Raw genomic sequence first — 13,220 nt, 5'->3', positions numbered from 1 at the left:
AAATAGGAGATGTTTTGAATGAAAGTTAAAAAAGCTATTATACCAGCGGCAGGACTAGGAACCAGATTTTTACCTGCTACAAAGGCATTACCTAAGGAAATGTTACCTATAGTTGATAAACCAACTATGCAATATATTATAGAGGAAGCAGTGGCTTCAGGAATAGAAGAAATATTGATTATTACAGGAAGAAACAAAAAATCTATTGAAGATCATTTTGATAAATCAGTAGAACTAGAGCTAGAACTAGAAAATAAACATAAGGATGGTCTACTTGAGCAAGTTAGAGACATATCTAATATGGTTAATATACATTTTATAAGACAAAAGGAGCCAAAAGGACTTGGACATGCTATAAATTGTGCAAGAGCATTTGTAGGCAATGAGCCCTTTGCTGTTATGCTAGGTGATGATATAGTGGATGCTAAAACACCTTGCTTAAAACAACTTATGGACTGCTTTGAAGAAAAGGGAAAGACAATCTTAGGAGTTCAAGAAGTAGCAAAGGCAAATGTAGATAAATATGGAATAGTTGATGGAGTTCAAATTAGTGATAGAGTATACACTGTAAATAACTTAGTGGAAAAACCACAAGTAGATGTGGCGCCATCAAACATAGCTATACTTGGTAGGTATATAATAACACCTGAGATATTTGATATATTAGATAATACAGCACCTGGTAAAGGCGGAGAAATTCAACTTACGGATGCACTAAAGACTTTAATTTCAAAGCAAGAAATGTATGCTTATGTATTTGAGGGAAGAAGATATGACGTAGGGGATAAATTAGGATTTCTTGAAGCTACAGTAGAGTTTGCCTTAAAGAGAGATGAATTAAAAGTTCCTTTTATGGAATATCTCCAAACACTAAAAAACAACAGTACCTTTAGTGAACTGTATAAAGAAGTAGCTATAAGTAATGCAAAATAAGGATTATGAGTTTACTAAAACCCATACTCAAATAGCTAAAGGCATTGCAATAACCCTAATGATGATTCATCACCTATTTCGTTTTCCAGACAGAATACAGGAGGTTTCCTATATTTCCATAGTATCATTTGGAAACACCAGCCTTGAATACTTATTAGGGGACGTTGGTAACATATGTATAGCCATGTATCTATTTTTAAGTGGGTATGGGTTATACATGTCCACTCAGAAAAAAGACAATTTTACATTGAAGGATTCAGCTAAAAAGGCCATAAAATTCTTGACCAACTATTGGGTGGTTTTTGTAATATTTGTACCAATAGGCCTAATATGGTTTAGGGATAGTACAAGATATCACTTTAACATAGCTGGGCTTTTAGCTAATTTTTTTACACTGAGTTCTTCTTATAATAGTGAATGGTGGTTCGTTCGCTTGTACATAGAATTATTACTACTCTTTCCAATAATAAAAAGAATATTGAAAAGAGGCATTAAATCTTCCTTAGCGATAATTTTAAGTTGTTATATTATAGCTATTATTATGGAAGTAATACCTGTAATACTACCAGGATTATCAATGCTTAAAAAGAATTTATTATATTTGGATATAAGAAATATCCTATTTTGGCAAATGAGCTTCTGCAGCGGATTTATAATTGCAAAGCTGAACTTGTTTTCACGTATAAATAAGAGCATATCAATAAGGAAGCTGGACAAGAAAGTATATTTTATTATCATAATACTCTCTATTATGGGAATTAGAATTGGAGCCACATATTTGTTGCAATTTATTGGAAAGGGCAATGCCACCTATGTGGACTTTATTTTAGCTCCTCCCTTCCTCTTAATTTGTACAAACTTTATTAGTAATAGCAAAAGTAAAAGTATATTTTCTACTTTGGGAAGGCATTCCACAAACATGTGGTTGACTCATACTTTTTTCTGCTATTATTACTTTCAAAACCTAGTATTTTTTCCAAAGATATCTATACTAATTGTAATGTGGCTAGCACTATTAAGTCTTATGGCATCTATATTTATCAATTGTGTAATCAAAGTGGGAACAAAGTTCAAACAGAAAGGTTTATTAGAATAGTGGAAAGAGAGGTGTTAGGTTAAAATGCAAATAGGTTATTGTATAATTTGTCATAGAAACACAAACATTTTAAGAACTACTATTGAAATATTACACCAGGGTAATAACAATATATATTTACATGTGGATAAAAAAGCAAATATTGAGGATTTTAATGAGTATAAAAATAGTGTTATCTTTATTGAAGATAGAGTAGATGTAACTTGGGCTAGTTTTTCTCAAATAGAATGTATGATCAAATTACTAGAGCGAGCATCAATAATGAAAGATGATTATATATGTTTATTGTCTGGAGATTGTTTACCATTGAAAAATTCAGAGGAGATTAAAGACTTCTTCACAAAAAATAAGGGCAATGAATTTGTAGGAATACAAAAGGAACCTGATCTAATTGAACTAGAAAATAATATTAAGTATGAACATAGCAAACTGTCTTTTGTGAGAAAAAAGAATGTTCTTCAGTCCATAATGTTTAAAATACAAAACAATACCACATCATCTAAAATAAACAAAGGCTATAAATTATTGCCTCAGTTATATAAAGGCGCCAACTGGTTTTGTATAAGCGGAGACTTATGTAATTATATACTTCAGTATTTACAAGATAATGACTGGTATAAGAAAGCCTTTGAAAACTCCTTCTGCGCGGATGAAGTATTTTTCCAAACTATAATAATGAACTCTATATATAGAGATAAAATATATAAACTGGATGCTGATTATGATGATAATCATATGGAGCTTCGCTATATTGACTGGAATAGTGGCCCAGAGTATCCTAAAATGCTAACACAGCAGGATTTCGTAAACATTAAGGATAGTGAAAATAGTGATTGTATCTTCGCTAGAAAGTTTAGTGAAAATATTGATATAGATAGTTATAAGATTGCTTTCAACATAAAATAGTATTTAACATAAAATAATATTTAACATAAAATAATATTTATATGGTAAAAAGATTTTTAGTAGGTGTAAGATGAAGAAAATTAAATTCTATAAAAGAACTGTATTACGTACAATCTTTTTATTATCAATAGCATTTGTATTAATTAATGTAGTTTCATATATTAATCATGGATTTAGCTTTGTAGATTTACATATTACCCATAGTGTAATTAACGTAAAAACTTATGGGGCTAAACTTGATGGTAAACATTTTGATGATAAAGCTTTAATAAATGCTATTGGTTCAATAGAAGACGGTACAGTTTATATTCCAAAGGGCACACTTTTAATTCCTGACGGTGTAACTATTACTGTGCCTAAGGGTATAAATATTACAGGTGAAGATTTTAATAAAACTAGAATTAAACAAATTAATGGTTATCCTTCAAATAAAATATTCAATCCAATGGGAAACCAAAGGATTCGAGATATAACTATAGATTCTAAGCTTGGTATAAAACCAAGTGGAGGTAATATAGACATATATAGATGTAAGTTTATAAATGGTACTCAAGCAATTCAAGTAGCTGATACAGTTAATAACTTAAAGATTCGTAATTGCGTGTTCCAGGATAATTTGGGTTATTCTATTCTGTTTAATAAAAATCCTTCTTATGATTGTTTAATTTCAAATTGTGTGTTTGATGGTACGAAAAGTGATTTTATAGAAATAAATGCCCCCTGCATGGGAATTAAAATAGAGAACTGTAGTTTTAAAGATAATAAATGTACAGGTCAATGGGCAGGATTTGGCATTGGGGTTGCTGTAAGAGCTAAGGAAATCATTATAAATAATTGCAGCTTTTACAATATTAATGGACAGGGTATACATGTAGAAGATAAATCTCAGGTTAGTATTTCAAAATGTAATTTTAGAAATTGTGGAAGTGTAGAATACAAGGGGTCACCAAAGTCAGATATAGCAGTATTATCTGGAGCAAAGATTGAAATCTCAAAATCTACTCACTACGAGCCACAACGTAAATATAGTGAAATACCTGTGTTTTGTACTGGAGCAGTGGCTAAGGCTTCAGAAGGGACTTATTATAAACGTTCAGCTAGTTATGGTCTTAGTTCTCCAAAAGGCAAAGAGTAAGGATATGAAAATAATAAACAGTTGGATATAGATAAGAAATTCAGATGAAGAGATAGAATTTGCGCAGAGCAAATACTATCTCTTTAATTTTTGAAAATAAAATAGAATTATGTTTTATAATGTGGTATTGTGAAAAATATAAATTTAGTGATATACTGAGTTAAATAACAAAATACATTTAGATGTATAAAAAAGGGGAATAATATGAAAGCAATAGGAAAATGGAAAAAACCAATATTGATACTAAGTGATGCAGTTTTAATAAACTTAGCATATATATTAGCTTTTTATTTTAGATATAATTATAGGGATTTTAGGTTTTATTCAAGGGATTTCAAGGAGATAGCAATAATTGTAACAGTTATCTATATAGCTTGTTTTTATCTCTTTAAGCTTTATGAAAGCCTTTGGAGCTATGCTAGTATAGATGAATTTATGCTAGCTATTGGCGCGTGTCTTACTGGTAATTTAGCTACTATAGCCTTTATTAGAATTACTGGCCATGGCTTTGCTTATGGAGTAAGCATAATAGCTTGTGCCTTTTCTATTATTTTTATATTGGGTCTGCGAATGTCCTTTAGAGTTTACGATAGGTTTGAGAGTATTGTAAATTGTAAAGCTGGCAAAAACGATCAAAAAAGAGTAATGATAATTGGAGCTGGTGCAGCTGCAGCTATGGTTATAAAAGAAATGAAAAGTAGTAACATGAGCACATATAAACCTGTAGCTGTAATTGATGATGAAGATTACAAAAAAGGAAAAAATATTATGGGGGTAAAGGTTTTTGGTAATAGGAAAGACATACCTACTATAGCAAAGCAGCAAGCAATAGAAACTATACTTATAGCTATTCCAACCATTGAAGATGAAGATAAAAAACAAATTATAGAAATATGTAAAAAAACAAATTGTAAAATAGAAATCATTCCAGGTATGTATGAAATAATAAACGGCAAAGTATCCTTAAGTCAAATTAGAAAAGTGGATATTGAAGATTTACTTGGACGTAAAGCAGTGCAACTGGATATGAAGGGCATAGCAGGTTATATTCAAAATAAAACTGTAATAGTAACTGGAGGCGGAGGATCCATTGGATCTGAATTGTGCCGTCAAATTATAAAATTCGAACCTAAACAATTAATTATTTTCGATATATATGAAAATAATGCCTATGACCTACAAATGGAACTTCAATATAAATATCCAAAATTAGATTTAAAAGTACTTATAGGGTCTGTTAGAGATATTAAACGGTTAGAGCATGTATTTAAAAAGTATTCACCAAATGTAGTTTTCCATGCAGCAGCACATAAGCATGTACCGCTGATGGAAGTGAGTCCTATGGAAGCAATAAAAAACAATGTGTTTGGAACCTTTAATGTGGCAGAGTGTGCTCATAAGTACAAGGTAGAAAGATTTGTTATGATATCTACGGATAAAGCAGTAAACCCAACCAGTGTAATGGGTGCTACTAAGAGAATGTGTGAAATGATTATACAATCCATGGATAAAATAAGTGAAACACACTTTGTAGCAGTGAGATTTGGTAATGTGCTAGGAAGCAATGGGTCCGTTATACCACTATTTAATAAGCAAATAGCTCATGGGGGTCCAGTTACACTTACTAATAAATATATAACTAGATTTTTCATGACAATACCAGAAGCTGCGCAATTAGTGCTTCAATCTGGCGCATATGCACAAGGTGGAGAAATATTCGTGCTAGATATGGGAAGCCCGGTTAAGATATACGATTTAGCATGGGATTTAATAAAGCTTTCAGGGTTTGAGCCTAATAAAGACATTAAAATAGAAATCACGGGGCTTAGACCAGGTGAGAAGCTTTATGAAGAGCTGCTGATGAGTGAAGAAGGACTTACTAATACTAAACATGAGAAAATATTTGTGGGGAGACCTACATTTACTGACTTAGGGGTTTTGAAGGCTAGAATGGAAGAACTTAAGGTTATTATTGATAGGGATGATGTTGAAGGGGTAATTGAGAAAATCGGAGAAATAGTTCCTACCTATGTTAGAACATTAGATGAAAGCGCAGTTACCACTGTAGCGGAGTAATTATTAGTTAGTAAAAAATTGCAGAATAAATTATTTTTAGAAACATATCGTAAGGTACGGAATCGGAATGGCGAAAGCCAAGGAGAGAAGCTGCTAAATTATATTTAATATAATTTGGTAGTTTTTTTTAGAATATTAAGCAAAACATAAATATTTTATATTTATAAAAGGGATTATCCTGTTATTGTAGAATTTTAATTATAGAAGATATAGAAAAAATCTAGGCGGACGTCTAGACTCTAAAACAAAAGGGGGAGACAATCATGAAAAAAAATAAAATTATTCTACCATGTTATCTATCTTTCCTTTTATTGTTCTTGATAACATCAGAAGTATCTGCTCAAGTAGCAACTAAAAGATTAGGTGGTAAAAACAGATATCAAACAGCTGTTGCAATTTCAAATGAGGGTTGGAAGCAATCCAACTATGCTGTGATAGCAACAGGTCAAAATTTCCCGGATGCTATTGTAGTATCTCCATTGGCCATGAAATACAATGCACCGATACTACTTACAGAAAAAAATACTCTGAATGAAGATACTAAAAAAGAATTACTTCGTTTAGGTACACAAAGTGTGTTTATTGTTGGTGGACAAGGAGTTATAACAGCTACTGTGGAATCTCAACTAAAATCTCTGAATATTAAGGTTACACGGCTTGCAGGAAAGGACAGATATGAAACAGCAGTTAAAGTGGCAGAAATGATGGGTAATATTAATAAAGTAATTCTTGCAATAGGAGAAAACTTTCCTGATGCTTTATCAGTAGCACCTGCTGCAGCCAAATTGGGTATACCTATACTGCTTATACAACCTAAAAAGATACCTGAAAGTACTACTAAATATCTTAAAAGCAAACCTATTATAAAGGCTTATATAGTAGGAGATGAGACTATAGCATCTGGAGATATAGTAAAGCCATTTAATTTTGCATATGGAAATATTTACGGTACAGATCGTTATAAAACTAATCAAGATGCTATTCTCACCTATGAGGATATCCTTAATTCAAATACATTCTATGTAGCTACTGGTGATAATTATGCAGATGCTTTGACATGCAGTGTATTAGCAGCAAAAAATAATTCACCAATTTTATATCTAGACAAACAAGATTGGAGGTCTGCCCACTTTATTTATTATGAATTTAAAATGCGTATGGAATTACAAAATATAATGAACAGAGCTTTTACAACACCTATTATTTTAGGTGGAGATGGAGTTATAAGTGCTAAATCAGAATACCTGATGAATAATTATAAAAAAATTGCTGACAAGGCATATGAATTAAAAAGTTTACTCCCTAGAAATAATTTGGGAGGGAAACCTAATATAAATCAAATAGTTATTGATGGTGAATGGGTATATTATAATAAAACCACCGTTTATGCATATAGTGATGAGATTATAACTTTTTGGGGTGAAAATGCTATATACAAGATGAAATTAGATGGTTCGGAAAATACCAGAGTGTTCTTTATTGGAGGAGACGTAAATAATTACACCTATGACTATATATCGAGGCATTATAAAGATTTCCCTATAGACATTAATATCACCATTAAAAAAATTGAAAATAATTGGATATACTATAATCTTTCTAATGATAGTAAAAGTTATAAAATAAAAACAGATGGCAAGGAAAAGCAAAAAATTAAATAGCAAATAGAAATTGTCCACTACGTTCAGGAAAGTTATAGTTTTTGGTATCAAAATTGAGCAGAAAATTACAAACCGTGGTAGTATGGAATTTGCGGATATAATGGCAGGATTATGGGGATTTGCAGTATTTTTTGTTGCTTATCTTATAATTTATGGTTTAATTTCATTTATCAAAAAAGGTATAAAAAAGATACATGTAAAAAACATAGAACAATAGAACAAGTGTAAGAAAGAATAGATAACAGAAAGGAGATATGTATCATATGAATATATTAGTAACAGGAGGAGCCGGATATATAGGCTCACATACTTGTGTGGCATTGCTTGAAGCAGGTTATACAGTTATTATTGCAGATAATCTTTGCAACAGTAAGGTTGAAACTATAGATAAAATAAAAAAAATATCAAATAAAGATGTCACTTTCTATGAGATAGATGTAACTGATGAGAAAGCTTTAGATACCATTTTCTCTAAGCATTCAATTGATGGAGTTATTCATTTTGCTGGTCTTAAAGCAGTTGGAGAGTCTGTAGAAAAGCCTTTAGAATACTATTATAATAACTTAGTTTCAACTATGGTATTGGTGAAGGTATGCAGAAAGTATGGTGTCAAAAAGATTGTATTTAGCTCGTCAGCTACTGTGTATGGTGATAACAAGAGTCCTTTTGTAGAGACAATGATGTTATTGCCTACAACTAACCCATATGGAGAAACTAAAGCTATGATAGAGAGAATTCTCACAGATGTAGTAAAAGTAAATCCAGATTGGTCTGTGGCATTACTTAGATATTTTAATCCAGTTGGAGCTCATGTGTGCGGATTAATTGGTGAAGCACCTAATGGTATACCTAACAATTTGATGCCTTATATCACTAAGGTAGCAAAGGGAGAGCTTAAAAAATTACGTATTTTTGGAGATGATTATCCAACATTGGATGGCACAGGAGTTAGAGATTATATTCATGTAATGGATTTAGCAGAAGGTCATGTAGCAGCACTTAATAACCTCACTAATGGTGTACATATTTATAACCTAGGTAGTGGGCAAGGTACTTCAGTTCTACAGTTAGTGAAGGCCTTTGAAGAGGCAAATGGCATTAAAGTACCCTATGAAATAGTAGATAGGAGACCAGGTGACATCGCCACATGTTATGCTGATACTACCAAAGCATCCATTGAGCTTCACTGGACATCTAAACGAGATGTGGTAGAGATGTGCAGGGATGCTTGGCGGTTTGAGAAGGGGTATAAAGAATAGAAAAGATATCTGTTGAGCTGAGAAATTGGCTTGATGGGTATTTTTTTATTTTTTGTTTAGATAGGGTTTATTAAATCCTTATTACTTATTTTTTTCTGATTATAAGTCCTTAACGTAAATCTATATATTTATAAAAGTTCCGCACAAAACTTTACTGCATCAGATGAAGACATTTTTGCTGTAGGACAAGCTATATCCAACATCAAAACTTATCCATTGTTCGGACTTGACAGAGAAGATCAGTATAGTTTAGTTACTGAATAGGTTTTAGCTCAAGATTTAAAGCTGTTACTAAAAAAATTAAAGGAGGAAAAGTGATATGCATAAATTAGTTATGAGATTTTTAACTGCTACAGAAGGTAAATATTTTACTTTAACTGTAGATGACATTAAGGCTGATGGCGATGGGGTTCCAACTGTAACAGATGCTGAAACAAATGCTTTAATGAATTTATTAATTGCAAAGAACATTTTTGCATCAGCAAATGGTAGCTTAATTGGCAAGAAAGATGCTAAGATAATTACTACTAATACTAGTACAGTTGACGTAGCTTAGAAAAGAATAGAAAAAATAGATTTTAGATTAAATCACAGCTGAATTTAAAATTAATCGCTAAGGAAAAATAAAAAAGATAGAATATTCATAGTAAACTACGAATATTCTATCTTTTTTATTTTAACTTTCTATCAAATAAACAAATGTCATATGTCCTATTACAATGGAAACTGGTTGTGGTGATGTTAAACCTTTTGGAACACCACCATCAAAAAAAAACAATGCGTTATTTGTTGGGTCATTTCCATGAAGGGCCTCATATGCTGCTTTTACGGCACTTTCTGTTGCAGGCTTTTTAATGTTACCATTTAGTACTGGGGTAAATTCAAAATTACCATTAGTTTTTTGATTAATAACAGAGCTTATTGAATTTGGGAAAAGGTTGTGCTTAACCCTGTTTATAACCACTTCCCCTACAGCAACTTGAGCATCATAAGGCTCTCCCTGTGCTTCAGCAGTTATTAATCTAGATAGCATGTCTAAATCACTTGCAGTATATTTTATTGAACTTTTTTCCGTTTGTGCAGTGGAAGTATTTGTTACACCAACTTTGAGAACTTGTCCCGGCAAAATAGTATCACTTAAATTGTTATTTGCTTTCCTTAGATTATCTAATGATACTCCCTGTGATTTCGCTATCATAGATAAGCAATCACCACTTTTTACAGTATAAGTTTTAGGTGTTAATGTATCTGCAAATACACTTTGCGATATTACTAGTGAGATACCCACTGTTAGTATTACATATTTAGTAACAGGTGGATCTGGATTTAATGGAAAGGAGATATGAATTATGAAGATATTAATAACAGGAGCTAATGGCCAATTAGGTAGAGAACTTACAAAACAATACAAACAAAAGAAATATAGTGAACTAATACTTACAGATATATTGGATTTAGATATAACAAATGTTATTGGAGTAAATAGTTTTGTGAATGAAAATAAGCCAGATGTAATTATAAACTGCGCAGCACTTACAGCAGTAGATAATCGTGAGTCACAAATAGATATGGCTTATAAGATAAATACAATAGGGCCTAAAAACTTAGCATCAGCTGCAAATCAAATTGGTGCAGAAATTGTACAAGTATCAACGGACTATGTTTTTGATGGTAATATAAATAAATCACTAACAGAGTTTGATCCAGTAAATCCACAAACCATTTATGGAAAAACCAAATTACAAGGAGAAATATTAGTTAAAAGTAACAATCCTAAGCATTATATAGTTAGAACCGCATGGCTTTACGGTGATGGAAATAATTTTGTAAAGACTATGATAAATTTAAGTGAAACTAATACAACATTAAAAGTAGTTAATGACCAAAAGGGAACACCTACAAGCACAGTTGATTTAGCTAGAGTTATAATAAAGCTTATATAAGATAAGAATTATGGAGTTTTCCATTGTACCTGTAAAGGGGAATGCACATGGTATGAATTCACTAAAGAAATATTTAGACTTAAACGTATTGATACAGAAGTTTTTCCTTGCACAACAGATGAATTTAAAAGATCCGCAAAAAGGCCAGAATATTCAGTTCTTAGAAATTATATGTTGGAACTAACAACTGGAGATATAACTAGAACTTGGCAGGAAGCAATTGAGGAATATCTAGATTCTTATTAAAAAGGTGTGCAAATTTCTATGTTCTTCTTAAGATTTATTGTTACCAAGAAGAAAAGCTATCGAAAGTATATTCAACGGGTTTGATTTTGGGTTGCAAAACAATTAAATAACAGTATAAATATTAGATTAAATAGCTTATTAATTAGCATATAATTAATACGCTATTTTTCGTTGGTATGACTATAATTATTATAAATTAAATGGTATAATATTATATGTAATAGCATACGTAATAGCATACAAAAATATTAATTCATAAACCAGTGAAGTTGTTATTTACATTGCTAATATTTGTATTTATTTTACATTAGGAGGCTATTTTATGTCTAATATTGAATTCATTAAACCTAAAACTTTAGTTAAAGTTAATCCTGGTTGGGAAATATCTGAAAATACAAAGGCTATAGTAAAATATTATGCTGAATATACAGATTATACCGAAAGCGAAGTTATTGATAAATTTCTTAATAATCTTCTTAAAGACCAAGGATTTATAAATTGGGCAAATAAAAAACGCAATAATAAAAGACTTAATGCACTTTTAAAAGCAAATAGTGATACTGGAAATATCACATCCGAGGACAAATCAGTTGAGTAAGTTAAAGACTTTGGCGGAATCCTCTGATGATTCAATAATTAAAGTGGAATGTCCGATAACTGATGAAGAAGTTGAATCAAGGGCTATAAATTATCCTCTTTTATCTCCTGTAAAATTTGCCAAATTATATAGAGATTTAGTTTTTCGACCAGTGAAAATAATCCTAAATAACATGGATTATCTTATTCAAGTTAATTACTGTGATAATCCATCTTGTCAATGGTTCGGGGAAGTTCAAGAAAGGTTTATACAAGCTCCCAACAAACCGTATAAATACAAGTTAGGAGGTAATGAAACTTCAAAATATATTCATTGCAATACTCCTGTAATAAACGTGAGAGATGGAATTGTAATCAATAAACACTCAGTATGTTATTCTAATTGGGCATTAGCAGAAGAAATTAAGAGGTTAAAGATAATTAATACCGTAAAAGATATTGAGCCAATTTACCAATTTCATTATGATGATTGTTTAAATAATATATCAACCCCTTATACAATTCCTAAAAATTTTTACCACAAAGGTAGAAGCACAAGCAAATCAGATAAATGGCAGTGTAAAAAGTGTAAGAAGAACACAAATACACTACCTGCAAGAGAAATATCCACAAACTATCATCAACAAAGAAATGAGGTTTTACCACTATTCTTTAAAATGCTAATAAGAAAAGTTCCTGTAAAAAGAACCTGTGAAATATTAGAAATAAATCCGACTACATACTATGGTAAACTTGAATGGGTATACAAACGTTGCTTAGAATTCCTTGAAAGACATGAAACCAAGCCTTTAAAAACCAAGACATTCGACAGAATGTGGATTAATACTGATAATATGGTTTATTATTTAAATAATATTAGAAAAAAAGGTAAAGGCGGAGACGATTATGAGGATGTTGAAGAACAGATTTTTAAAACTCATATAACAATTAGTGGAGATACTCATTCTCAATATATATTTAGAGCAGATATTAATTATAATTTCAATGTTAATATAGAGGATATAGAAGAAGACACCTTAAAATATAAAGAAGACCATTTATACGAGTATCAGGGTAAAAATGGAGCTTATAGATTCCCTTACTATCCACAGCCTCCAACTTTATTTGATGATGAAACTTACGAGGAATATGAAACATCCTTACATGTATTTGAAAGAAGGAAGAAATATATTGAAGGGGTACATCTAAACTCAACATATACGACTATGGCTCATTTTTGGCTTATAAAACAGAGTTTAAAGGTCAATAAATGGAGATTTGTCACTGATGAAGACAATTGTAAGTGGTAAACTAAAACCATGAGATTTAGGAAAATAAGAACCCTGAATAATTTCCAAATAACCACAAAAACAAACACCTTTTCTGTAC

12 protein-coding genes and 1 pseudogene are annotated in these 13,220 nt (G+C 31.1%); 12 read left to right on the top strand and 1 reads right to left on the bottom strand.

Going from position 1 to position 13,220, the window contains the following annotated elements:
- The first annotated feature begins 18 nt into the window (after nt 1–18).
- From galU to KPL51_RS02380, 9 genes are all read left to right on the top strand, one after another.
- Complete coding sequence (gene galU, locus KPL51_RS02415) at nt 19–933, top strand: UTP--glucose-1-phosphate uridylyltransferase GalU (protein ID WP_216156822.1); 915 nt, start codon at nt 19–21, stop codon at nt 931–933.
- The gene (locus KPL51_RS02410) at nt 923–2,029 is read left to right on the top strand and encodes an acyltransferase family protein (RefSeq protein WP_216156819.1); all 1,107 of its coding nucleotides are present in this window, start codon (nt 923–925) and stop codon (nt 2,027–2,029) included. Before galU ends, KPL51_RS02410 begins: the two co-directional genes overlap by 11 nt.
- Nucleotides 2,030–2,053: 24 nt before the next feature.
- Complete coding sequence (locus KPL51_RS02405; protein ID WP_216156816.1) at nt 2,054–2,935, top strand: beta-1,6-N-acetylglucosaminyltransferase; 882 nt, start codon at nt 2,054–2,056, stop codon at nt 2,933–2,935.
- Nucleotides 2,936–3,005: 70 nt separating this feature from the next.
- Nucleotides 3,006–4,070 carry a glycosyl hydrolase family 28-related protein gene (locus KPL51_RS02400; RefSeq protein ID WP_216156812.1) on the top strand — a complete coding sequence of 355 codons (1,065 nt, stop codon included), beginning with the start codon at nt 3,006–3,008 and terminating at the stop codon, nt 4,068–4,070.
- Between the two features lie 213 nt (nt 4,071–4,283).
- Nucleotides 4,284–6,146 carry a nucleoside-diphosphate sugar epimerase/dehydratase gene (locus KPL51_RS02395; protein WP_216157387.1) on the top strand — a complete coding sequence of 621 codons (1,863 nt, stop codon included), beginning with the start codon at nt 4,284–4,286 and terminating at the stop codon, nt 6,144–6,146.
- Nucleotides 6,147–6,409: 263 nt separating this feature from the next.
- Nucleotides 6,410–7,807, top strand: a complete 1,398-nt coding sequence (locus tag KPL51_RS02390) for a cell wall-binding repeat-containing protein (RefSeq protein WP_216156808.1) — start codon at nt 6,410–6,412, stop codon at nt 7,805–7,807.
- A 263-nt stretch (nt 7,808–8,070) separates the two neighbouring features.
- Complete coding sequence (gene galE, locus KPL51_RS02385; RefSeq protein ID WP_216156805.1) at nt 8,071–9,066, top strand: UDP-glucose 4-epimerase GalE; 996 nt, start codon at nt 8,071–8,073, stop codon at nt 9,064–9,066.
- A gap of 126 nt (nt 9,067–9,192) precedes the next feature.
- On the top strand, nt 9,193–9,330 hold the full coding sequence (locus KPL51_RS24620; RefSeq protein ID WP_446681734.1) for a DUF1659 domain-containing protein: 138 nt from the start codon (nt 9,193–9,195) through the stop codon (nt 9,328–9,330).
- A gap of 55 nt (nt 9,331–9,385) precedes the next feature.
- Entirely contained in the window at nt 9,386–9,622 is a 237-nt protein-coding gene (locus KPL51_RS02380) for a DUF2922 domain-containing protein (RefSeq protein ID WP_216156802.1), read from the top strand.
- 120 nt (nt 9,623–9,742) lie between these two features.
- Here the strand turns inward: KPL51_RS02380 and KPL51_RS02375 are convergent, their stop codons facing one another.
- Nucleotides 9,743–10,264 carry a cell wall hydrolase gene (locus KPL51_RS02375; RefSeq protein WP_216156799.1) on the bottom strand — a complete coding sequence of 174 codons (522 nt, stop codon included), beginning with the start codon at nt 10,262–10,264 and terminating at the stop codon, nt 9,743–9,745.
- Nucleotides 10,265–10,415: 151 nt separating this feature from the next.
- Here KPL51_RS02375 and rfbD point away from each other — a divergent pair.
- From rfbD to KPL51_RS02360, 3 genes and pseudogenes are all read left to right on the top strand, one after another.
- A pseudogene (gene rfbD / locus KPL51_RS02370) lies at nt 10,416–11,255 on the top strand (dTDP-4-dehydrorhamnose reductase).
- A gap of 322 nt (nt 11,256–11,577) precedes the next feature.
- Entirely contained in the window at nt 11,578–11,853 is a 276-nt protein-coding gene (locus tag KPL51_RS02365; RefSeq protein WP_224853612.1) for a chalcone isomerase family protein, read from the top strand.
- Nucleotides 11,846–13,141, top strand: a complete 1,296-nt coding sequence (locus KPL51_RS02360) for a hypothetical protein (RefSeq protein WP_216156796.1) — start codon at nt 11,846–11,848, stop codon at nt 13,139–13,141. Before KPL51_RS02365 ends, KPL51_RS02360 begins: the two co-directional genes overlap by 8 nt.
- The last annotated feature ends 79 nt before the right edge of the window (nt 13,142–13,220 follow it).

It is taken from the genome of Clostridium bowmanii (assembly GCF_018861315.1).
Classification (GTDB): Bacteria; Bacillota; Clostridia; order Clostridiales; family Clostridiaceae; genus Clostridium_AD; species Clostridium_AD bowmanii.
This window is presented reverse-complemented; position numbering and strand designations above follow the sequence as displayed.

What these genes read in the sequence shown, in the direction of transcription:
- KPL51_RS02390 (WP_216156808.1), top strand. Translation starts at nt 6,410, where the DNA reads ATGAAAAAAAATAAAATTATTCTACCATGTTATCTATCTTTCCTTTTA.
- galU (WP_216156822.1), top strand. Translation starts at nt 19, where the DNA reads ATGAAAGTTAAAAAAGCTATTATACCAGCGGCAGGACTAGGAACCAGA.
- KPL51_RS02410 (WP_216156819.1), top strand. Translation starts at nt 923, where the DNA reads ATGCAAAATAAGGATTATGAGTTTACTAAAACCCATACTCAAATAGCT.
- KPL51_RS02375 (WP_216156799.1), bottom strand. Translation starts at nt 10,264, where the DNA reads ATGATAGCGAAATCACAGGGAGTATCATTAGATAATCTAAGGAAAGCA.
- KPL51_RS02400 (WP_216156812.1), top strand. Translation starts at nt 3,006, where the DNA reads ATGAAGAAAATTAAATTCTATAAAAGAACTGTATTACGTACAATCTTT.
- KPL51_RS02365 (WP_224853612.1), top strand. Translation starts at nt 11,578, where the DNA reads ATGTCTAATATTGAATTCATTAAACCTAAAACTTTAGTTAAAGTTAAT.
- KPL51_RS02380 (WP_216156802.1), top strand. Translation starts at nt 9,386, where the DNA reads ATGCATAAATTAGTTATGAGATTTTTAACTGCTACAGAAGGTAAATAT.
- KPL51_RS02405 (WP_216156816.1), top strand. Translation starts at nt 2,054, where the DNA reads ATGCAAATAGGTTATTGTATAATTTGTCATAGAAACACAAACATTTTA.
- galE (WP_216156805.1), top strand. Translation starts at nt 8,071, where the DNA reads ATGAATATATTAGTAACAGGAGGAGCCGGATATATAGGCTCACATACT.